At 71.8% G+C, this 19,953-nt stretch carries 22 protein-coding genes; 5 read left to right on the top strand and 17 right to left on the bottom strand.

Annotation, left to right across the window (positions count from 1 at the left end):
- Window positions 1–3 precede the first annotated feature (3 nt).
- Window positions 4–1,170: a lactate 2-monooxygenase gene (locus tag ACFVHO_RS00985; protein ID WP_385708250.1), complete on the top strand. Its 1,167-nt coding sequence runs from the start codon at window positions 4–6 to the stop codon at window positions 1,168–1,170.
- Between the two features lie 14 nt (window positions 1,171–1,184).
- Here the strand turns inward: ACFVHO_RS00985 and ACFVHO_RS00980 are convergent, their stop codons facing one another.
- Together ACFVHO_RS00980 and ACFVHO_RS00975 are read right to left on the bottom strand one after the other, a co-directional pair.
- Window positions 1,185–1,496: a hypothetical protein gene (locus ACFVHO_RS00980; protein ID WP_385708247.1), complete on the bottom strand. Its 312-nt coding sequence runs from the start codon at window positions 1,494–1,496 to the stop codon at window positions 1,185–1,187.
- Window positions 1,493–1,678, bottom strand: coding sequence for a hypothetical protein (locus ACFVHO_RS00975; RefSeq protein ID WP_385708244.1), 186 nt, complete (start codon window positions 1,676–1,678; stop codon window positions 1,493–1,495). Before ACFVHO_RS00975 ends, ACFVHO_RS00980 begins: the two co-directional genes overlap by 4 nt.
- A 189-nt stretch (window positions 1,679–1,867) precedes the next feature.
- Between ACFVHO_RS00975 and ACFVHO_RS00970 the strand changes: the two genes are divergently transcribed.
- From ACFVHO_RS00970 to ACFVHO_RS00960, 3 genes are read left to right on the top strand one after another with little or no spacing between them, the layout of a single operon-like run.
- On the top strand, window positions 1,868–2,194 hold the full coding sequence (locus tag ACFVHO_RS00970) for a PadR family transcriptional regulator (protein ID WP_385708240.1): 327 nt from the start codon (window positions 1,868–1,870) through the stop codon (window positions 2,192–2,194).
- A complete protein-coding gene (locus ACFVHO_RS00965; RefSeq protein ID WP_385708238.1) occupies window positions 2,191–2,547 on the top strand; it encodes a DUF1048 domain-containing protein in 357 nt (118 codons plus the stop codon). The genes ACFVHO_RS00970 and ACFVHO_RS00965 overlap by 4 nt, the downstream gene beginning before the upstream one ends.
- A 1-nt stretch (window position 2,548) precedes the next feature.
- Complete coding sequence (locus tag ACFVHO_RS00960) at window positions 2,549–2,875, top strand: DUF1048 domain-containing protein (protein ID WP_385708235.1); 327 nt, start codon at window positions 2,549–2,551, stop codon at window positions 2,873–2,875.
- Window positions 2,876–2,949: 74 nt separating this feature from the next.
- Here ACFVHO_RS00960 and ACFVHO_RS00955 read toward each other — a convergent pair whose 3' ends face one another.
- Together ACFVHO_RS00955 and ACFVHO_RS00950 are read right to left on the bottom strand one after the other, a co-directional pair.
- On the bottom strand, window positions 2,950–4,161 hold the full coding sequence (locus tag ACFVHO_RS00955; RefSeq protein WP_385708232.1) for an epoxide hydrolase family protein: 1,212 nt from the start codon (window positions 4,159–4,161) through the stop codon (window positions 2,950–2,952).
- Between the two features lie 66 nt (window positions 4,162–4,227).
- Window positions 4,228–5,187, bottom strand: coding sequence for a helix-turn-helix domain-containing protein (locus ACFVHO_RS00950; RefSeq protein WP_385708229.1), 960 nt, complete (start codon window positions 5,185–5,187; stop codon window positions 4,228–4,230).
- A gap of 169 nt (window positions 5,188–5,356) precedes the next feature.
- Between ACFVHO_RS00950 and ACFVHO_RS00945 the strand changes: the two genes are divergently transcribed.
- Entirely contained in the window at window positions 5,357–6,388 is a 1,032-nt protein-coding gene (locus tag ACFVHO_RS00945) for a saccharopine dehydrogenase family protein (RefSeq protein ID WP_385708226.1), read from the top strand.
- An 83-nt stretch (window positions 6,389–6,471) separates the two neighbouring features.
- On the opposite strand, the gene fabG is transcribed toward ACFVHO_RS00945, so the two are convergent.
- From fabG to ACFVHO_RS00880, 13 genes are all read right to left on the bottom strand, one after another.
- Window positions 6,472–7,218 (bottom strand): 3-oxoacyl-ACP reductase FabG, encoded by a 747-nt coding sequence (gene fabG, locus ACFVHO_RS00940; RefSeq protein WP_385708223.1) that lies wholly within the window; start codon window positions 7,216–7,218, stop codon window positions 6,472–6,474.
- Entirely contained in the window at window positions 7,218–7,478 is a 261-nt protein-coding gene (locus tag ACFVHO_RS00935) for an acyl carrier protein (protein ID WP_385708220.1), read from the bottom strand. The genes fabG and ACFVHO_RS00935 overlap by 1 nt, the downstream gene beginning before the upstream one ends.
- A gap of 47 nt (window positions 7,479–7,525) precedes the next feature.
- Window positions 7,526–8,335, bottom strand: coding sequence for an SDR family oxidoreductase (locus ACFVHO_RS00930; protein ID WP_385708217.1), 810 nt, complete (start codon window positions 8,333–8,335; stop codon window positions 7,526–7,528).
- Window positions 8,336–8,368: 33 nt separating this feature from the next.
- A complete protein-coding gene (locus tag ACFVHO_RS00925; RefSeq protein ID WP_385708214.1) occupies window positions 8,369–9,367 on the bottom strand; it encodes a beta-ketoacyl synthase N-terminal-like domain-containing protein in 999 nt (332 codons plus the stop codon).
- Window positions 9,354–10,586, bottom strand: a complete 1,233-nt coding sequence (locus ACFVHO_RS00920; RefSeq protein WP_385708212.1) for a beta-ketoacyl-[acyl-carrier-protein] synthase family protein — start codon at window positions 10,584–10,586, stop codon at window positions 9,354–9,356. Before ACFVHO_RS00920 ends, ACFVHO_RS00925 begins: the two co-directional genes overlap by 14 nt.
- Window positions 10,583–11,446, bottom strand: coding sequence for a beta-ketoacyl synthase N-terminal-like domain-containing protein (locus tag ACFVHO_RS00915; protein WP_385708209.1), 864 nt, complete (start codon window positions 11,444–11,446; stop codon window positions 10,583–10,585). The genes ACFVHO_RS00920 and ACFVHO_RS00915 overlap by 4 nt, the downstream gene beginning before the upstream one ends.
- Window positions 11,443–12,582 carry a beta-ketoacyl-[acyl-carrier-protein] synthase family protein gene (locus ACFVHO_RS00910; RefSeq protein WP_385708206.1) on the bottom strand — a complete coding sequence of 380 codons (1,140 nt, stop codon included), beginning with the start codon at window positions 12,580–12,582 and terminating at the stop codon, window positions 11,443–11,445. Before ACFVHO_RS00910 ends, ACFVHO_RS00915 begins: the two co-directional genes overlap by 4 nt.
- The gene (locus ACFVHO_RS00905) at window positions 12,579–14,147 is read right to left on the bottom strand and encodes a class I adenylate-forming enzyme family protein (RefSeq protein ID WP_385708203.1); all 1,569 of its coding nucleotides are present in this window, start codon (window positions 14,145–14,147) and stop codon (window positions 12,579–12,581) included. Before ACFVHO_RS00905 ends, ACFVHO_RS00910 begins: the two co-directional genes overlap by 4 nt.
- Entirely contained in the window at window positions 14,144–14,383 is a 240-nt protein-coding gene (locus ACFVHO_RS00900) for an acyl carrier protein (RefSeq protein ID WP_385708200.1), read from the bottom strand. The genes ACFVHO_RS00905 and ACFVHO_RS00900 overlap by 4 nt, the downstream gene beginning before the upstream one ends.
- 82 nt (window positions 14,384–14,465) lie before the next feature.
- Window positions 14,466–14,921, bottom strand: a complete 456-nt coding sequence (locus ACFVHO_RS00895) for a PaaI family thioesterase (protein WP_385708197.1) — start codon at window positions 14,919–14,921, stop codon at window positions 14,466–14,468.
- Between the two features lie 20 nt (window positions 14,922–14,941).
- Window positions 14,942–16,414 carry an MFS transporter gene (locus tag ACFVHO_RS00890; protein WP_385708194.1) on the bottom strand — a complete coding sequence of 491 codons (1,473 nt, stop codon included), beginning with the start codon at window positions 16,412–16,414 and terminating at the stop codon, window positions 14,942–14,944.
- Window positions 16,407–17,945: a class I adenylate-forming enzyme family protein gene (locus ACFVHO_RS00885; protein ID WP_385708191.1), complete on the bottom strand. Its 1,539-nt coding sequence runs from the start codon at window positions 17,943–17,945 to the stop codon at window positions 16,407–16,409. Before ACFVHO_RS00885 ends, ACFVHO_RS00890 begins: the two co-directional genes overlap by 8 nt.
- A 14-nt stretch (window positions 17,946–17,959) precedes the next feature.
- Window positions 17,960–19,951, bottom strand: coding sequence for an FAD-dependent monooxygenase (locus ACFVHO_RS00880; RefSeq protein WP_385708188.1), 1,992 nt, complete (start codon window positions 19,949–19,951; stop codon window positions 17,960–17,962).
- Between the last annotated feature and the right edge of the window lie 2 nt (window positions 19,952–19,953).

Below are 19,953 nucleotides of genomic sequence, written 5' to 3'. Positions count from 1 at the left end.
CCCGTGACACACCCGCCGTTCGGGAACTACCAGAACGAGATCTACCTCAACGGTCTCGGCGGTGTCCTGCCCACCCTGCCGATGACGTTCGCGGAACTCGAAGCACGTGCCAGTCAGGCGCTGCCTCCCTCGGTGTGGTCGTACGTCGCGGGCGGCGCGGGCGACGAGCACACCCAGCGGGCCAACACCGAGGCGTTCCACCACTGGGGGCTGATGCCGCGGATGCTCGTCGGTGCCACCGAACGGGACCTGTCGGTCGAGCTGTGGGGGACCCGCTGGCGGGCCCCCGTCTTCATGGCCCCGATCGGCGTCGTCGGGCTGTGCGCCCAGGACGGCCACGGAGACCTGGCGACCGCGCGCGCCGCGGCCCGCACCGGCGTGCCGATGTGCGCCTCGACCTTGAGCGTGGACCCCCTGGAGGACGTCGCGGCCGAGTTCTCCGGCACCCCCGGACTCTTCCAGCTCTACACCCCGACCGACCGCGATCTGGCCGAGAGCCTGGTGCGCCGGGCCGAGGCCGCCGGGTTCGCCGGGATCGTCGTCACGCTCGACACCTGGCTGCCCGGATGGCGGCCGCGTGACCTCGCCACGTCCAACTTTCCGCAGCTCCGCGGCCAGTGCCTGGCCAACTACACCAGCGACCCGCACTTCCGCTCCCAGGTGGACGCGGACCTCGACGCCGACCCCCGCGCGGGTGTGCTGCACTGGGCCGGTGTCTTCGGCAAGTCACTGACCTGGGACGATCTGACCTGGTTGCGCTCCCTGACCACCCTGCCGCTCATCCTCAAGGGCATCTGCCACCCCGAGGACGCGCGCCGGGCCCGGGATTACGGCGTCGACGGGATCTACTGCTCCAACCACGGCGGCCGCCAGGCCAACGGCGGACTGCCCGCGATCGACTGCCTGCCCGGCGTCGTGGAAGCGGCCGGTGACCTGCCGGTGCTCTTCGACTCCGGCGTCCGCACCGGCACGGACGTGGTCAAGGCCCTGGCACTCGGCGCGAGCGCCGTCGGCATCGGCCGCCCCTACGCCTACGGCCTCGCCCTGGGCGGCGTCGACGGCATCGTGCACGTACTGCGGTCGATCCTCGCGGAGGCCGACCTCACCATGGCGGTCGACGGATACCGCGACCTGGCCGCCCTCACCGAGGGCGCGATCAGGCGGTGCTGAGGCACCGCACGGGCTCAGAGGTCGAGTACGGCGCGGAGCGCGTTGTCGACGAGGGACTGCTGTTCGGGGCCGATGTTGCCGAGCAGCGTGCCCGTCTCGAACCGGGACGCGGAGAGCTGCAGGACGTTGACCGCGACGACCGAGGCGTCGACCGGCGCGGTCAGGCGCACGCTCATCGCGGTGTCGGGGTGCACGGCGGGGGCGTGCAGGACCAGGGCGACCACGGCGCCGTACGCCTCGGCGAGGCCGTCGAGGCTGACGACGAGCACCGTGCGGTTGCCCTTGCCGGTGTCGACGTCCCAGACGTCGCCCTTGCCGATCGTCACAGGGAGTCGCCCTCGCCGTCGAGGTCGAGGGGCGCGAGGAGGGCGAGCTTGCGGCCGGCGTCGAGCGTCATCTGCCGACGTACGGCTCGCAGGATGTAGTCGTTCAGCGACGGCGCGTCGGCTGCGGCGTCCCGCAGCGGCTGGTCCATCGCGTCGGGGATCCGCAGAGTGATGGCAGTCATGACGTCAAATGTAGTGGCACGGGTGGCGTCAGGACAGGGCGCTGTGCAGTGGGGGCCGGAGCCCCGTGTGTGGAGGGTGGTGTGGGCGGAGCCTCGTGTGGTCGCTTCCCGTCTGTCGAGCTACTCCGTGATACTGTGTAGTGGTACTCGGTGCTACGCAGTACTGGGGGATCGGAGGGGAGGTCCTCGATGGACGACCTGACGGAGATGTTGAAGGGCACGCTCGAAGGCTGCGTGCTCGAAATCATCGGCGGCGAGGAGACCTACGGGTACGCCATCACGCGTCGGCTGAACGAACTCGGCTTCACCGACGTCGTCGAGGGGACCGTCTACACCATCTTGCTGCGCCTGGAGAAGAACGGGCTCGTACAGGTGACGAAGAAGCCGTCCGGAAAGGGTCCGCCGCGCAAGTTCTACGCACTCAACGACGCGGGCCGCGAAGAACTCGGGAGGTTCTGGATGAAATGGCAGTACCTCTCCTCACGAATCGACAAGCTGAAGGAGGGCGGGCGATGACTTTCTGGGAAACCATTACCGGCAGCGACCTCACCAGGGAATACAAGGCGTTCGAAGTCCGGGCCGAGGCATTGCCGGCCGATTACCAGGAGGCGTGGGGCCAGATCAAGCTCCACCTCACCCCCTACGGGGACTTCACGGGCCGCAACCTGATGCCGATCCTCGACGGCGCCCTGGGGCTCCTAGAGGAGACGGCGGCGGACGGGCAGTCCGTTCACGAGGTACTCGGCGGCGACATCAAGGGCTTCTGTGCGGCGCTGGCCGGTGGCGAGGGGTCCCGCGACTACCGGGACAGGTGGCGCGAGCAGTTGAACCGGAACGTCGCGAGGAAATTGGGCCGGCTGGGAGGCTGACGTGGGAATCCAGGACATCATCGAGGGCAAGAAGGAGTGGCGGGCGCACCAGGCGCGGGTCAAGGCGCTGCCACCGGACTACCAGATCGTCTACAAGGAGATGCAGAAGTACTTCTTCAAGGTCGGACCGGTCGACTTGCCCGACGGGCCCCTGCTCCCGGGGATCGTCGATTTCTTCGAGGGGGGCGTCGCGGCGCGCAAGGGAGTGCTGGAACTCATCGGCGACGACGTCGCCGCCTTCTGTGACGGCTTGATCAAGGAATCGCGCACCCACGCGGACATCTATCAGGAGTCCCTCGGCGGAAAGCCCGGAACAGCCGGGAAGTAGGACCGACCGGCAGCCGGATCGCATGAGGCGGCGGGTGCGGGGACGGCCGTCTCGGCACCCGCCGCCCGGCCTTGCTACAGGGCCCGGAAGAACCGGCGGATGTCGTCGACGAGCAGTCGCGGCTGTTCCATCGCGGGGAAGTGCCCGCCGCGGTCATGGTCCGTCCACTGCACGATGTTGTTGGTCCGGTCCGCGATATGCCGCAGCGGTACGAAGTTGTCGTGCGGGAAGACGGCCAGCGCGGTCGGCGTCGGCGAGGGCCGCGGCGGGGTGCCCTGGTAGTCGGCGTGCGCCCGCTCGTAGTAGATGCGGGCCGCCGACCCGGCCGTGCCGGTGAGCCAGTACAGCATGACGTTGGTGAGCATCTGGTCGCGGTCGACGGCGTCCTCCGGGCGGTCCCCGGAGTCGGTCCACTCCTTGAACTTCTCCACGATCCAGGCCAGTTGGCCCACCGGCGAGTCCGTCAGGCCGTACGCCAGGGTCTGCGGGCGGGTCGACTGGATGTCCGCGTAGCCCTGCCGGTCTCGGCTCCACGCCTGGAAGCGCGCCCATGACGCCAGCGTGCGCTCGCGCTCGTCCGCAGTGAGGGCCGCGAGCTCCTCGGGTGCGGGCTCCCGCGTGGGGGTCGAGTTCGGCAGCAGGTTCAGGTGGACGCCGATGACCCGGTCCGGTCGGATCCGGCCCAGCTCGCGCGAGATCCCCGCGCCCCAGTCGCCGCCCTGGACCCCGTACCGGTCGTGGCCGAGGCGCTCCATCAGCTGGGCGAACGCGGCGGCCACCCGCTGGAACTCCCACCCCGTGTCCCGTGTGGGGCCCGAGAAGCCGAAGCCGGGGATGCTCGGAAGGACCAGGTGGAAGGCGTCGGCGGGGTCGCCGCCGTGCCCGCGCGGGTCGGTGAGCGGGCCCGCGACCTCGAGGAACTCGGCGACCGACCCCGGCCAGCCGTGGGTCATCAGGAGCGGCGTCGCGGTGGGTTCGGGGGAGCGGACGTGGGCGAAGTGGACGGTGGCGCCGTCGATCTCGGTGGTGAACTGCGGCCACTGGTTCAGCCGTGACTCCGCCGCCCGCCAGTCGTACGCGTGCCGCCAGTAGTGCGTGAGTTCCTTCAGGTAGCCGCGCGGAATGCCGTAGTCCCACCCCACCCCGGGCAGCTCGTCGGGCCAGCGGGTCCGGTCGAGGCGTGCGTGGAGATCGTCCAGGGCGTCCTGGGGGATGTCGATGCGGAACGGGCGGATGGCCTGGCTGGCGTGGATGGGGGTGCTCCCGGGGTCCGGCGGCGTCGTCATGTCCCGGGGATGGTACGTCTGCCGCTCCGGCCGCCCGCAGGGCAGGTTCCCGCTGTCGCGTCCGGGTCACACGCCGGGGCCGGGGCCGGATCGGGCGCGGAACGTACGCCGGTACGTGTCCGGCGGCACGCCGACCGTCCGGTTGAAGTGGCGGCGCAGTGTCGTGGCCGTGCCCATGCCGGTGGCCTCGGCGACGGCGTCGACGCTGTCGTCCGTCGTCTCCAGCAACTCCTGGGCGCGGTGGATCCGTTGGGTGAGCAGCCACTGCAGTGGAGTGGTGCCGGTCGCCGCCCGGAAGTGCCGGGTCAGATGGCGCGAGCTCATCCCGGCCCGGCCCGCCAGGTCCTCCACCGTCAGCGGCTGGTCGAGCCGCTCGACCGCCCAGGCGAAGAGGGCGGCGAGCGGATGGTGGGACTGGGTGGGCACCGGCGTGGCGACGAACTGGGCCTGGCCACCGTCCCGGTGGGGCGGGACGACCAGGCGGCGGGCGACGGCGTTGGCCGTCGACGAGCCGCGGTCGACGCGGACCAGGTGCAGGCAGAGATCGAGGGCGGCCGCCTTGCCCGCGGAGGTGAGCACGCTCCCGCTGTCCACGTACAGGACGTCCGCGTCGACCTCCACCTCCGGGTAGCGCTCGGCCAGGACATCGGTGTGCGCCCAGTGCGTCGTCGCCCGCTTCTGGTCCAGGAGCCCGGCGGCGGCCAGGACGAACGCGCCCGTGCACAGGGACGCCACCCGCGCGCCCGCCTCGTGGGCCGCGCGCACCGCGGCGATCAGGTCGGCGGGCGGGGCGATGTCGACGTCCGCCCAGGCGGGGACGATGACGGTGTCGGCGCGCCGGATCCGGTCGAGGCCCTCGTCGGGCTCCAGCGTGAACCGGCCGACCCGCACCGCGCCCGTACCGCAGACGGTGAGGTCGTACCACGGCCCCGGCACGCTCGGCGGAGCGGAGCCGAACACTTCGTACGCCACGGACAGTTCGAACGGCATCATTCCGTCGGTGACGGCCAGCGCGACTGTTTCCATGTCGGAAATTGTACGTGGCATGTCGTTCCAGACACTCGTCGTGACCGCTCACGGCCGCCAGGATGGTCGTACTGGATCACGCGGATCACAGGGATCACGCGGATCGCACAGATCGCACAGATCACACGGATCACACGGATCACACGGAGAACGGGGAGAGGTCGAGGTCATGGGTACGGGACAGCGGGTGCTGGTGTTCGGCGCGTACGGGCACACCGGGCGGTTCGTGGTGGCGGAGCTGAGGGACCGCGGGTTCGTGCCGGTCCTGTCCGGTCGCGACGCGGACAAGCTGCGCGATCTGGCCGCGGCGCACGAGGGGCTCGAGGTCCGCCCGGCGACGGTCGACGACGCGGACTCGCTGGACCGCGCGCTCGCGGGCACGGCCGCCGTGATCAACTGCGCCGGGCCCTTCGCCACGACGGCAGCCCCGCTCATCGAGGCGGCGCTGCGCGCGGGCGTCCCGTACGTCGACGTGGCGGCCGAGATCGAGGCCAACGTCGACACGTTCGCACGCTACGCGGACCGGGCCCGCGCCGAGGGAGCGGTGATCGTGCCCGCCATGGCCTTCTACGGCGGTCTCGGCGACCTGCTGGCCACCGCGGCGCTCGGCGACTGGACGGCGGCCGACGAGGTGCACATCGCGTACGGCCTCAGCAGCTGGCACCCCACCGCCGGGACGCGCACCGCGGGCGCGGTCTCCCGGGAGCGCAGGGACAGCCGCCGCGTCCTCTACACGAACGGGCGCCTGGAGTACCGCGACGACGAAGCACCCACCCTGAAGTGGGACTTCCCGGGCCCGATGGGCACCCGGGCCGTGATCGGGGAGTTCACGATGGCCGACGCCGTCACCATCCCCAGCCATCTGCCCGTGCCCGAGGTGCGCAGCTACATGACGGTGGAGGCCGTCCGTGACCTCGCGGCCGCGGACACACCGGCGCCTGCCCCGGTCGACGAGAGCGGGCGCTCCGCGCAGACCTTCCTCCTCGACGTCGTCGTGCGCTCCGGCGACGAGGAACGCCGCGCCGTGGCACGGGGCCAGGACATCTACGCCGTCAGCGCGCCCCTCGCCGTGGAGGCGGTCGCGCGCGTCCTGACCGGGCGCACCAGGACGACCGGCGTCGCGTCGGCGGGCGAGCTCTTCGACGCGGACGACTTCCTGCGGGCGCTGTCCCCGCACGTGTCCTTCGAGCTGTTCCAGTAGCCGAGGCGACGGGCCGTGCCGGCCCTCGACGGTGAGGCACCAGCCCCTGGCCGCCGAGGGATCGGCCCCTCGGCGGCCAGGCGTCAGAGCGAGAAGCCACCGTCGATGCCCAGAACCTGTCCCGTGATGTAGGCGGAGCGGCCCGACACCAGGAAGGACACCAGGTCGGCGACCTCGTCCGGGGTGCCGGGACGGCGCAGCGGGATCCGGTCGAGCTGTTCCTTGCGCTTGGCCTCGCCGAGGTCATCGGTCATGTCCGTCGTGATCATGCCGGGGGCCACGCAGTTGGCCCGTACGCCGAACCGGCCGAGTTCCTTCGCGAGCGACTTGGTGAACCCGATGATCCCGGCCTTCGACGCCGCGTAGTTCGACTGGCCGACGTTGCCGTACACGCCTGCCACCGAGGAGATCGTGACGAGGGTCCCGCTGTCGTGCCGCATCAGTGAGCGCGCCGCGGCACGGCAGATGTGGAACGTGCCGTCGAGGTTCGTGCGGACCACCGTGTCCCACTCCTCATGGGCCATCCGGGCCAGCGGCCGGTCGCGCACGACACCGGCATTGGCCACCACCGTCCCCAGGGGGCCGAGTTCGGCCTCGGCCGCGGACACGAGCTCCTCGGCCTGGCCCGCGACCGACACATCGGTCCTGCGGGCGAGCACCCGCGCCCCGGCGCGGCGTGCCGCGGCCGCGACCTCGTCGGCCTTCTCCCGGCTGGACAGGTAGCAGAACGCCACGTCGAAGCCGTCGGCCGCGAGGCGGAGCACGACCGCCCGCCCGATGCCGCGCGACCCGCCGGTGACGACCGCGACCGGCCTGTCCCCGGCGGCCATCAGGTCCCCTCGACCTTGGTGGTGACGAGCCGGTGAATGATCGTCAGCGAGGTGAGGGACGGGATCTCCTCCTCGTCGATCTTGATGCGGTACTTCTTCTCGATCTGGACGGCGACCTCCATCGCGGTCAGGGAGTCCACGTCGAGGTCGTTCTTCAGGTCGGCCTCGTCGGTCACTTCCTCGACGGGGAGTTCGAGTTCTTCGGCGATCAGCGCGCGCAGGTCCTCGAGGTCGACTCCGGCTGTCCGGTGGTCCGTCATGGTGCGGCTCTCCTTTCGCATCGCGGTTCGGACGACTCGATCGCTGTTCAGACGACGAGGGCTTCTCCGCCGTCGACTCCGATGACGTTTCCGGTGAGCCACGACGAGTCGGAGGAGGACAGGGTGACGACGGCCTCGGCCACGTCTTCGGGACGCGTCAGCCGGCCGCCGGGGTTGATCTCCCGGCAGTGGGCGATGAGCTTCTCGCTGCCCGGGATCTTCCGCAGGGCCGGGGTGATCGTCGTGCCCGCCCGGATCGCGTTCACCGCCACGCCCTGGGGCGCGAGTTCCACCGCCAGGTCGCGGACGTGGGCCTCCAGCGTCGCCTTCGCCGCCGACACGGGCGCGTAGCCGGGAAGGACGCGGGTCCCGCCCGCGCTGGTCATGGCGAAGACCTTCGCCCCGCGCGGCAGCAACGCCGCCCTCACCAGGTCCTGGATCCAGTACACGAGGCTGTGCCCCATGACGTCGACGGTCATCGTGAGCTGCTTGGGCGTGACCTCCGGGGCCTCGTCCTGCGGGCCGTCCCGCGCCGGGAGGAGGGTCGTCAGCGTGCCGTAGGCGACCGAGTGCAGGACGACCCGGGTCCCGGCGCCGGACGTCAGCTCTCGGATGACGGGGACGAGTTCCGCGCGGGTCTGTTTCGCCGCGACGTTGCGATTGAAGAAGTGCGCCGCCACACCGAGGTCAGCGAGCGACTCGGCGTACTCCTCCGCCCGCCGCTGCCCCTCGGCCAGGTCGAAGTGCACCCCGATGATGTTGCAGCCCGCGTCGGCCAGGGCCCGCGCGGTCTCCTTGCCCATGCCGCTGGAGACGCCGAATATCAAGGCCCAGGATCCCTTGAGGGGAACGAACATCGGTTTCCTCCCTGCTGGTCGGAGCCGGGACGGTCAGGCGCGGGCCCGCGGTTCGGTGCGTACGTCGTGCTCCCTGGCGCGGTGGGGCGCGACGGTCAGCTCGGCCCAGGCGACCGTGCCCTGGGCGGAGGCCGCCAGGACCGCGCGCCGGGTGGGGACCGTGTGCTCCTGCGCGAACAGGCCCAGGACGCGCCGCAGCGGGACGAGGCAGCCGGCCTGCGCCGAGGACGGCACGACGACGACCTCGCACGCGCCGCTCAGCCGGTCCAGCCACCCGGCGGCGGCCGTCCCCACCGCGGAGTCGTCGAGGACGGCGTCGATCCGGCCCGGCGGGTCGTCGCCCACCAACGGCCCGAGGACACCGGCGACTTCGCTCACCGCACCGCCGGGATCCAGGAACGCGCCGCGCGCCCGGCAGGTGCCGTAGCGCGCGTCTCCGTCCGCGGCGGGCTCGCACTGCAGCACCGCGGCGCCCGCCTCCGAGCACGGGCCCGTCGACTGGGCAGGGGACAGCACTTCCTCGACCGCCCCCACCAGAACCGCCCGGGCCCGGCCCGCGGCGACGGCACGGGCCGCGATCTGCAGGGCCTCAAGACCGGCGGTGACGGGGGAGTTCACGGTGAGGTTGAAGCCGGTGATGTCGTGCTCGATCGAGAGGCGGCTGGCGAACGAACTCATGGCGATGAAGGGGCTGCTGGACGGCGACATCTCCTCGGCACCCGCCCCCATGATGATGTGGTCCAACTCCTCGAGCAGCGCGGCGCCGGTGTTGTTGACGGCCACCGTCGCCGCCCGGAGGTTCCGCTCGGTCTTCGCGAACCGGTCCCCGGCGTCAGCGACCGCCAGCCTCGACGCGGCGAGCAGGTACTTGCACGCGTCGGGCAGCCGCCGATAGCCACGCCCCGGCAGCGCGACCTCCGCCCGGAACCAGCCGGGCACCACCTCCCCGGCCGGAGCCAGCGCTCCCTCGGGCCCCGAGACACCCGGCGCCACCACCCCCAGGCCCACGACGGCCAGCTCACCGATGTACACGGGACCCCTCCGCATCCTTCCCGGCAACGCCCCCGACGACATCCCTGACGACGAGAGACGTGTTGTTGCCGCCGAACGCGTACGTATTGACCAGGACGGCGGGCGCCTCCAACGGCACCGCACGCTCCTGCGGAACCCACACGTCGCACTCCGGATCCTGGTCGATCGGGGTGTTCGCCGGGCTCGTCCGATGGCGCAGCATCAGCGTCGCCGTGAGGCAGGCGAACGCGCCCGCCGCACCGGTCGTGTGACCGATCATCGCCTTCAGCGAGAACAGCGGCAGCTCCCGCGTCCGCCCGCCGAACACCCGGTGCAGCGCCTCGCTCTCCACCACGTCGTTGAGCGGTGTCCCCGTCCCATGGGGAATGACACAGCCCACATCGGAGCCGCTGAGCCCCGCGTCCGCCAGCGCCTCGGTCATCGCGCGGACGACTTGGTCCCCCGACGGATCGGGGGCCGTCGGATGGTACGCGTCGCAACTCCAGGCCGCACCGGCCAGCTCCGCGTACGGCTCGGCGCCACGCTGCCGGGCGTGCTCGGCCGCCTCCAGCACGATCATGGCCGCGCCGTCGCCGAACATCGTGCCCGCCCGGTTCCGGTCGAACGGCCGACAGCGCACCGGATCCGCGGCCCCCAGGCGGTTGAAGGCGCCGATCCCCGCCCGCGTGACGCCTTCGGCCCCGCCGACGAGGACCGTGGTCGCCTCACCCGCACGGATCATGTCCAAGCCGATCGTGAGCGCGTAGCCACTGGCCGAGCAGGCGTTGCCCACACTGGTCAGCGCCGCGCGCGAGCCGATCTCCGCTCCCACGACGGCGGCCGCGGGCGTCAGCGTCGTCCACTTCGCACGGCCCGCGCTGCGCTGGATCTCCTGCATGTCCGCGTTGCCCAGCTCCACCCCGAGCACCACGGGAACGTCGACGCGCGCCCCGGGGTCCACACCGGCGTCGGCGAGTGCCTGCTCGGCCGCGGCGACCGCCAGGCGCGGGCTGCTGCCCAGCTCCACCCCGGCGTACCCGGCCGGTTTCGCGGGGACGTCCGCCCGGTCGACCAGATACATCTTCGTCGTCCGCATGCGGAGGTGCGGCAGCGGGACTTCGGCGGGCTGCCCGCCGCCCGCGAGCAGGCCGTCCCAGTGCGCGGCGATGCCGGTGCCCAGACAAGAGATCGCGCCCAGGCCGGTGATGACGACACGTCGGTGGTTGTCGAACGTGTTCATGTGTCCCTCCCCGGAGAGGGCGCGAGGACCAGTGCCGAGACCGATGTCCCGTCGCTCTCCCCGGCCCCGGCGCCCGCGACGGCGAGCACCGCCTCACCCTCGAGCCCCTCCACGGCCAGCGCGCACTGCACCACGCCCAGGGCGCCCGAGCACCGCCCGAACCGTGCGTTCGCCTCGCCGCCCAGCCGACGCCGGACCGCGGTGGCCCCCGCTGCCCGGACGGCGGAGCGTTCGTCGCCCGCCCTGCCGTATCCGGCGATCTCCGCACGGATCCGCACCCCGCGGCGCAGGGCGTGCCGCACGGGTTCGATCACCAGGCCCACGGCCCCGTCGATCCACCTCGTACCGGCGGTCTCCTGGTGCAGTCTCGCCACCGCCGGACTGTCGGGTTCCACGCCGATCACCAGTGCTGCCGTGGCGCGGCCCGCCGCGATCAGGTTCCGCGCCGCGGCCACCGCGTCGAGCCCGCTCGAAGCGCCGTTGCACAGCGTCAGATTCGGGCCGCCCATCCCGTGATCGAGAGCCACCCAGGCCGCGGAGACGGCGCTCGACAGCTGTGGCACCCGCATCGGGCTGATGTCCGTACTGCCGCTCGCGGCGAGCGTCGTGACGGTGTCGCACACCGGGTCCAGGTTCCCGAAGTTGCTGGAGACGACCACCGCCGCACCGCGGAGCTCCGGCGCGCCGAGCAGGCCCGCGTCCGCGAGGGCCCGCTGCGCCGCCCGCACCGCGAACCGCGACGACCGGTCCTTGTGCCGCATGCCCCGCCCCGCCAGCGCGGTCACGGGGTCGAAATCGGGCCCCGCCACCGCCCAGCCCACACCGGTGACAGCGGTCCGCACGCTCGCCCGAGCACTCACCGCGAGACCCCTTCCACGATCGCCACGGCGTTGATGCCGCCCATGCCGACGGCGTGCACCTGCGCGGTGGCGAACGGACCGGTGGCGGGTCGGCCGGACACGATCCGCAACTCGCGTGCCTCCTCGATCGGATCGGCGAGATCGCTGATCGGGGGCACGGTCCGGGAACGCATCGCCTCCAGGGCCACGACGAGGTTCAACAGCCCGGCGCCGCCGGAGACATGACCCATGCCGCCTTTGATCGCGGTGACGAGCGGGCCGGGATCGGCGGCCTTGAACACGTCCCTGAGCGCGACCGCCTCGGCCAGGTCGCTCTGCAGGGTCCCGCTGCCGTGCACGATCACCAGGTCGACGTCCTCAGGGGCGACCGACGCGCGCTCGTGCGCCTCCTCGATCGCGCGGACGATGCCCGCGGCGTCCGGCGCCGTCGGATGGGACGCGTCGCAGTTCATGCCCACGCCCCGGACCAGGCCGTGGACGCGGCCGGGGTGCGCACCGGCGCGCCGCAGCACCACCGCCACCGCGCCCTCGCCCATGATCATGCCGCGCCGGGACCGGTCGAACGCGCGGATCGTGTCCGGCGGCGGGAACTGGATCCGGTCGAACCCGCCGAACGAGCTCTCGGTGATGGAGTCGGTGCCCGCCACCACCACGGTGTCCGCTTCCCCCAGGGCGATCAGGTCCGTGGCCATCCCCAGGCCGTACAGCGAGGCCGCGCAGGCGCTGGCGATCGTGTGCACGTTGGACAGGCCGAACGCGGCGCGCAGAGCCGAGGTGAAGTGCAGATCCGCGGGGGAGAGCGCGCCGTCGTGCCGCCACCAGAGTTCGGCCGTCCGCAGCTCCCGGTGCGTGGTCCCGACAAGGACAGGGAGCCCGGGCTCCGGCTCCGGCAGGCCCGCGTCGGCCAGGGCCTCCCCAACGACGCGGACGAGCCAGCGGGTCGCCCGGAGCGGCTCGTCCACACCGGGGCGCGCCCGGTCCGGCACTTCGTACGCCGCGCCCGCGCGGTACTTGGACGTGTCGAACGTGGACAGCGGCGCCGGGCCGGACCGCCCGGAGCACAGGGCGCCATGGATGGCGGCGACGGTGTCGCCGAGCGCGCAGATCGCGCTCATGCCGCTGATCTCCCAGCTCATGTCCCGCCCTCCGGACCGCTCCCGGGGCCGCCCGGCCGGTGGCGCAGCCGGAAGCGGGCGAGCTTGCCGTTGGCGGTGACGGGAAGCCGGTCGATGACCTCGACCAAGGACGGCCTCTTGTACGGCGCCAACTCGGCACGCAGCGTCGCCCGCACCGCCTTGCGGACCTCGTCCGGCTGGGCCGGGTCCCGCGCCACGACGTACACCGTGGCCTGTGCGAGCCCGGTGGTGTCCGTGCCGCCCACGACCGCGCAGTCCGCGACCTGGGCGGTCTTCCGGACCACCTGCTCGATCTCGGCCGGTGCGATCTTGTAGCCGCCGAGCAGGAGCATGTCGTCGGCGCGGCCGACGTGGCAGAGGTCGCCGCCGGGCGCGCGGAAGGCGATGTCGCCCGTGTAGACGCCGCCGTCGGCGAACGCGCGGGCGGTGTCCTCGGGCCGATCCAGGTAACCGAGCGCTGCCGACTCCGTGGTGAGGTGCAGGCGGCCGGGGATCCCGTCGGCGACCGGTCGGCCGTCGTCGTCGCGGACGGTCGCCGTCACCCCGGGAACCGGGAAGCCGATCGATCCGGGACCGGCGGGCCCGCCCTGTCCCACGGCGGCCGCCACGACCGTGTGCAGGACCTCGGTCGCGCCGAACCCGTTGAGCAGCGGCACGTCGAACGCCTCGGTGATACGGGCGGCCAGTCGGTCCGGCAACTGCTCACCGGTGGCCACGGCCAGGCGCAGCGAGCCGGTGTCGACCGCCTTGCCCTGCTCCGCGAGGTCGAGCAGGCCCGCGTAGAGGCGGGGCACGGAGAACAGCACGGTCGGCCGGTGGGTCTCCAGGGCCGCCGCCACGCTGTAGGGGTCCGCCTGCCCGTCGAGCAGCACCGAACTCGCGCCCGCCGCGTACGGGTACAGCAGCGAGTTCCCGAATCCGTACCCGAACGACAGCTTCGCTGTGGACAGGACGACGTCGTCCGGAGTGAGCGCCAGCATGCTGCCGACGCCGCGCAGGACGGCGCGCACCGCCCGCAGACAGTGCCGTACGCCCCGGGGCCTGCCGGTGCTGCCGGAGGTGTACTGCACCAGCAGCTCATCGGTTTCGCGGAAGCGGGCCGGCGGCAGCGGAGCCTGCCCCGCGCACCGGGGGCAGAGCCCGATGCGCGGCCCGACGCGCCCGGCCGCCCGGCGCTCCACGTCGATCTCGCCCAACTCGGCCCGCAGCGCCGCCTCCTGGGCCGGGGTGACGTTCAGCTCGACGAACTCCGCCGCGCTGTCCCGTACGACGAAACCGACCTCCGCGGGCCGCAGCATCGGGTGCAGCACGATGGGCACACACCCGTGCCACCACAGGGCGAGTACGGCGGTGACGGCCGCGACACAGTCGTCGGAGACGACGACCGCGCGGCAGCCGGGCCGCACCCCGGCGGCCCGCAGGCCCCCGGCGTAGTCCGTCACCGCGTCCCGCATGCCGGCGTAGGCGACCTCTCCGACCCGGCGGTCCACGGCGCAGCGCCGACTGCCGGGATGGCCGAGCAGCAGCAGCTCGACCGGGTTCACGATGCCGGTGCCGGGATTCATTGCACCCGGTGCCGGTCGCGAAGCAGCCGCATCACGTCCCCGACACTGTCCATCTCCGCGGCGTCCGCGGGGGCGAACTCCGTTCCGGTGGCACGTTCGAGGGCCACGACGAACTCCGCCTTGTGGAGGGAGTCCATCTCCAGGTCCACGTAGAACGACTTGTCGATCCCGACATCGGCGACGTCGAGCTCCAGGACGCCCGCCACCAACTCCTGCACATCCCGGTCGGTCAACACGGCATTCTCGTCTCCTTCGCCGCTTCGTCATCGGAGCGCATGGGCGCCAGTCCGGGCAGCTGGGTGCGCACGGGCACCCTGGTCATCTCTTGGCTCTTCTGATCGCTTCGGTGACGACGGACTCGCTCGTCACCCTGCCGTCCTGCGAGAGCGAGACGCGGACCTCGACGGAGCGCTCGTCCATCGAGTCGAGCCTGGCTTCGGCGCACACGTCTCCGGGGCGCGTCATCGTCAGGTACGTCACGTTCAACTGGGTCGTGGCGAACACCATGTCGTCCTCCAGAACGCTGAACAGGGCGAATCCGGCGGCCTGGTCATGGATGCCGGCGACATGGCCGCCGAAGGCCACGTTCGGCTCCACGCAGAGCTCATCGGGAATGTGGAAGGTGACCGCGACGAACCCCGATCGCCATTCCATCGCGACGACCCGCAGGCACAGACGTGCCACATAGGGCGGCACCGGGGTGGTGCCCGCGGCTATCACGTCGAGCATCTTCTGCCGCATCGTCACGGCACCCGACGGCGAGGATCCGTCCACACGCACTCCTCTTCCTTCTGTCATGAGGCCGGACTGTCCCGGCCCGCGCGGCTGTCGCGCGCGATGAGCCACACGAGCGCGGACGAGAGGGTGAAAGCCGTCACCACCACGACGAGCCCGAGCATCATGTTGGTCCGCAGCTGCGGATAGTCGAGGTCCGTCAGATTTCCGTGGAACCCCCGGAAGAACGCGAGGCCGATCAGGGCCACGCCCAGAGAGGAACCGAGTTGCTGCGCGGTGGAGAGCGCCCCCGACACCGCTCCGGAATCGTCATGGCGAACTCGGGCCATGACGAAGTTCAGCAACGGCCCGAGCACCAGACCGAGCCCGAGTCCCGTGAACACCATCGTCGGCGCCATTGCCCACCCGAGATTCCGCCCCGAGGTGTTCAAGGCGAGGGTGGCGATCATCAAAGCGCTGCCGACGACACAGATGGCACAGCCGACGAGAAGGGTGCGGGGCGCGGTGAGTCGGGCCACGACGCGCGCCGACCACAACGACGTGATCGTGCTGCCCACCGCGTACGGAGCCATCGCCGCGGCCGTCGCGAGCGCCCCGTAACCGAGGCCGTACTGAAGCGTGATGGAGAAATAGAGGAAGAACGGCACGACCGCGGAGAAGTAGACGAGGAACAGGGCCATGGCGAGGCGGAAAACCGGATCACTCCACAGCCCCGGCCGCAGCAGCGGAAACCTCCCCTGCCGTTCCAGCGCCGACTCGAGCCGGAGAAAAACGACGAGCAGCACCGGCGCGCACAGGAGCAGCAGCCACCCCCACAGCGGCCAGCCCTGGTCACGGCCGATCGTGAGCGGCACCAACAGCGCGACGAGCAGCAGGACGACGGTCAGCGAGCCCGCGTGGTCGAGCCGCCGACGCAGCCCTTTGTCCGCCGGCACCATCCGGGGCGCCAACGCGATCAGGACGATGCCGACGGGGACGTTGACGAGGAAGATCGGGCGCCACTGGGACCCGGCGACGTCCGCGGCGATGAGCAGCCCGGCGATGATCGGCCCCGCGATCGTGGCGCCGCTGACCACCGCGCCGAGCAGCGCGAACGCCCGCCCTCGCCGTGCCGCCGCCACCGCGATGTGCAGGGTCGCGATGACCTGCGGATACAGCACGGACGCGGAGAGGCCCTGCCACACCCGGGCGGCGATGAGCTGGCCCGGCTCCTGCGCGAGGCCGCAGGCGAGGCTCGCCAGGGTGAAGGACGCGGCGCCGATCATGAACATGCGCCGTCGGCCGTACAGGTCGCCGAGGCGGCCGCCGGTGATGAGCATCACCGCGTACGCGACGACATAGCCCGCGACCACCAACTGCACCTCGGGGACATCGGCCCCGAGGTCGCGCTGCAGGCTCGGCATGGCGACGTTCACGATGGAGGTGTCGGCGAGCAGCATGAAGGCGGCGCCGAGCACGAGCGCGGTGGCGTTTCTCTCCGCAGGCAGGAACCGTGGGGAGACCGGTGCCGCCGACGTGGCGGAGTCACTCATCCGAGGGTCCGGGCGAGAGCAGCCGATGACGTCGGACCTTCATCGTGCCGGTGAGCGGAAACTCCTCCCACGACCGGTAGTCGACCCTGGTGTCCTTGGGCAGACCCGCCTTGTCGCGGGCTTGCTGCCAGCGGTCCTCGTCGATCGGTTTGCCGTCCGCCGTGGCCGCCACCGCCATGACCGACCCGTCCCCGGCGACGATCACGACCTCGGCCACGTCGGGCAGTTCGTCGAGCAGGATGTCCTCGGCACGCAGGGTGCTGGGCACGCCGGGGACCTGGTCCACCTGCCGGTCGTACAGCTCCAGGTGCCCGTCCGGGCGGAGCATGCCGATGTCGGCCATGGGCCACCAGCTGTCACGGCCGGGCAGCGGCGGGCGGCCGATCATCGATTCGGCGCGGGCGGGGGTGCGCACCTCGATCTGTCCGGGTGTGCCGGGCGGGAGCACCGCCCCGGTGTCGTCCACGATCCGGATCTCCATGCCGGGGAACGCCACTCCCACGTCACGGGAGTCGAGCCGTCCCGGTTCCCGGATGTCGGACCGCGTGGTCATCAGCAGCGTGACCGGGCCGGTCTCGGTCTGCCCGTAGGCCTGGATGAAGGTCGGGTCGGGATGGTCCGTCGCTTCGAGGAGCGTTCGCAGCGTCCGGGGGTGCAGCGCGTCGAAACTGCTGATGTAGCGCTCCGCCGGGGCGAACGGGTTCGGTGTCTCGCGCGCCAGGGCTTCCCAGCGCAGGAACATGTTGGGCTGCGCTTCGAGGGTCTGCGGCCGGTGGCGCAGGAGTGCCGCGCGCACCGAGTCCAGGTCGGGGGAGGAGATGCCGAGGAACGGCACTCCCATGTTGAGCGCCGTGAGGAGCCCGGTCGACATGCGTACGTGCACGAAGGACAGGCACTTCGCGCTGATCCGGGCGTAGTCGAGCTGCCGCACCACGTTGATCTGGGGCGCCACGTGGGCGTACAGGGAGTCCACCGTGTGCACGAGGAGCTTGGGTTTCCCGGTGGTGCCGGACGAGTGCGTGATGAGGGTCGGGTCCGAGGCGGGGCGGTGGGTGACCTGGTGGGGTGCCGGATCGCTGAGTTCGACCGCCCCTGCCAGCGCCGCTCCGGGCGTGAGCGTGTGGACGCCGGCCACGATCTCGCCGAGCTGATCCTGCCGGGGGCGGAGGGCCGCGGCGCCGTCGGTATCGGTCAGGAGGTGGGGCTGCTCGAGTTCCCCCAGACAGTGCAGGAGGTCGGCCGACTCCATCTTCACCGACAACAGCGCGGGCAGCGCGCCGATGCGGACGATGGCGCACTGGATGGCCTGGATGTCCAGGTGGTTGGCCTTGACGAGCGCGACGACCGTGCCGGGGCGTATTCCGGCTCCCCATAACCGGTCGGCGTAGTCCGCGACCACGACCGCGAAGTCGCTCACCGTGTTCGAGGTGCGGCACGCCGAGGTCCAGGGCGTGTCCGCGCACAGGGGGGTGTCACCATGGTGTTCAGCGGCGCTTTCGGCCAGCAGGCCGAGATCTGCGACAGGGAGCACGGCATCCTCCTCCGCTAGGACCACTCTTTTGAAGTAGCACGATCCGGCGTCCCGCGCAGGAAGCGCGAGGGGGAGTTCGGGGTTGGCTGGTCGACGACGCACAGGTCCGCGCGTCCGGCCAGCACGATCGTGTCGACGTCGGACGCGGCGATCGAGCCCGCCGCGATCACGGCGAACTCGCTTCTGCGCCCTGCCTGGTTGCGGATCCGGTCCGCGTACACGTCCCGGTCGGCCTGCGTCGCGGTGGAGACGTGCACCGCTGTCGCGCCGTGCGCGGCGAACTCGTTGGCGATCCCGGCCATCGCGTCGACTCCGTCCCCGTCGGGACACCACCGCGCCGGTGAGACACGGAGGCTGAGCGGCCGTCCGTCCGGCCAGGCGGCGCGGATCGCGTCGAACACCTCAAGCGCGGTCGAGGGGGACAGGAATGCCGAGGAGGAGAGCGGGCTGTCGTGGGCGCAGTCCAGTTCCAGGAGGTCGAACCCGGCGGTGGCGGCGTGCCGGGCAGCGGTGGCGAACTCGCGGCACAGTTCGTTCAGGGGCTTGGCAATGCCGTCAGGGCTGTGGTGGCCCAGTCGTACGCCGACCTTCGCCGGTGAGTTCGCGTGCACGAAATCCACCACCCGCCGCCACCCGACCGCCCCCGCGGCGGAGACGGCCACCGGCCCGGTCATCACCAGGCCCGCCCCGCCGAGCGCCGCGCCGCCCAGGTGCACGAGCTGCAGGTCCCCCGGCACACCGTCGCGGGTCGGGACCGTCGCGTCGGGGGAGACCACGACGCGGTTGACCAGCTCCAGGCGGCCGAGCCTGAACGGCTGGAGCATGGGCGGGCCCGCCTCGCCGCCCGCCGCGCCGGCGAACCACCGCTCGGCCCGGGCGGTGAACGCGGGGTCGCGTCGGCGCAGGCCGGTGTAGGAGACCCGGCGGCTGCGGGTCAGGAGGTTCACCGCGAACTGCTGTGGCTCCTGGTGGGTGTAGTGGTCGACGTTCTCGAACCACTCCCGGCTGGCCTGCGCCGCGCGTTGGAGGGAGGCGACCGCCGGGCGGCGCTCGGCCTCGTACGCGGCCAGGGCCGCTTCCGTGCTCGGCTGCTCCCGCAGGCTGGTGGCCAGGGCCAGCGCGTCCTCCATGGCGAGCTTGGTGCCCGAGCCGATGGAGAAGTGCGCCGTGTGCGCGGCGTCACCGATCAGTACGACGTTGCCGTGCCGCCAGGCAGCGCACCGCACCGTGGGAAAGCGCAGCCAGCGCGAGTTGTTCCCGTACAGCTTCTGCCCGTTGAGGATGTCCTTGCACAGTTCGGCGATCATGCCGATCGACCGTTCGTCGCTCTCTCCCGGCGCGAGCTGTGGGGGAGCGGCAGTGGCGAACCCGGCCGCCTGCCAGGCGTTCTCGGAGAGTTCCAGGATCAGGGTGCTGGCGTGACGGGAGTCGGGATAGGCGTGCACCTGCGCGGCCCCGCCCGGCGTGTCCACGACGTGGAACGTGAACGCGTCGAGTTCCAGGTCGGTGCCCAGCCAGATGTACCGGCAGGCCCCGGTGCGCACCGTGGGTCGGAAGGTTTCGGCGTACCGGTCCCGGATGAGGGAGTTGGCCCCGTCGGCGGCCACCACGAGGTCGTGGTCGGCGGCGAGGGCGTCGACGTCGGTGATCGCGCTGCCGTAGTGCACGAGAACGCCGAGCCGGGCGCAGCGCCGCTGCAGGGTCAGGAGCAGTCCGGCGCGGCTCAGCGCGGCGAAGCCGTTGCCGCCCGCCGTGAAGGTGGTGCCGCGGTAGTGCACATCGATGTCGTCCCACCGGACGAGCAGCGGCCGCATCTCGGACAGGACGGCCGGATCGGCGTGCTCGATTCCGCTCAGTGCCTGGTCGGAGAGGACCACGCCGAACCCGAACGTCTCGTCGGGTGCGTTGCGCTCCCAGACGGTGATCTCGTGCGTGGGGTCGAGCTGACGGGCCAACGCGCTGAAGTAGAGCCCACCGGGACCACCACCGATCACAGCAATCCGCACCT

Origin of the sequence: Streptomyces sp. NPDC127108 (genome assembly GCF_042677545.1) — a bacterium.
Taxonomy (GTDB): domain Bacteria; phylum Actinomycetota; class Actinomycetes; order Streptomycetales; family Streptomycetaceae; genus Streptomyces.
The sequence above is the reverse complement of the archived record's forward strand: the minus strand, read 5'-3'. Positions and strand labels throughout refer to the sequence as shown.

Excerpts from the sequence above, each read along its gene's own strand:
- ACFVHO_RS00975 (WP_385708244.1), bottom strand. The coding sequence starts at position 1,678 with ATGACTGCCATCACTCTGCGGATCCCCGACGCGATGGACCAGCCGCTG.
- ACFVHO_RS00970 (WP_385708240.1), top strand. The coding sequence starts at position 1,868 with ATGGACGACCTGACGGAGATGTTGAAGGGCACGCTCGAAGGCTGCGTG.
- ACFVHO_RS00965 (WP_385708238.1), top strand. The coding sequence starts at position 2,191 with ATGACTTTCTGGGAAACCATTACCGGCAGCGACCTCACCAGGGAATAC.
- ACFVHO_RS00955 (WP_385708232.1), bottom strand. The coding sequence starts at position 4,161 with ATGACGACGCCGCCGGACCCCGGGAGCACCCCCATCCACGCCAGCCAG.
- ACFVHO_RS00950 (WP_385708229.1), bottom strand. The coding sequence starts at position 5,187 with ATGGAAACAGTCGCGCTGGCCGTCACCGACGGAATGATGCCGTTCGAA.
- ACFVHO_RS00945 (WP_385708226.1), top strand. The coding sequence starts at position 5,357 with ATGGGTACGGGACAGCGGGTGCTGGTGTTCGGCGCGTACGGGCACACC.
- fabG (WP_385708223.1), bottom strand. The coding sequence starts at position 7,218 with ATGGCCGCCGGGGACAGGCCGGTCGCGGTCGTCACCGGCGGGTCGCGC.
- ACFVHO_RS00935 (WP_385708220.1), bottom strand. The coding sequence starts at position 7,478 with ATGACGGACCACCGGACAGCCGGAGTCGACCTCGAGGACCTGCGCGCG.
- ACFVHO_RS00930 (WP_385708217.1), bottom strand. The coding sequence starts at position 8,335 with ATGTTCGTTCCCCTCAAGGGATCCTGGGCCTTGATATTCGGCGTCTCC.
- ACFVHO_RS00920 (WP_385708212.1), bottom strand. The coding sequence starts at position 10,586 with ATGAACACGTTCGACAACCACCGACGTGTCGTCATCACCGGCCTGGGC.
- ACFVHO_RS00910 (WP_385708206.1), bottom strand. The coding sequence starts at position 12,582 with ATGAGCTGGGAGATCAGCGGCATGAGCGCGATCTGCGCGCTCGGCGAC.
- ACFVHO_RS00905 (WP_385708203.1), bottom strand. The coding sequence starts at position 14,147 with ATGAATCCCGGCACCGGCATCGTGAACCCGGTCGAGCTGCTGCTGCTC.
- ACFVHO_RS00890 (WP_385708194.1), bottom strand. The coding sequence starts at position 16,414 with ATGAGTGACTCCGCCACGTCGGCGGCACCGGTCTCCCCACGGTTCCTG.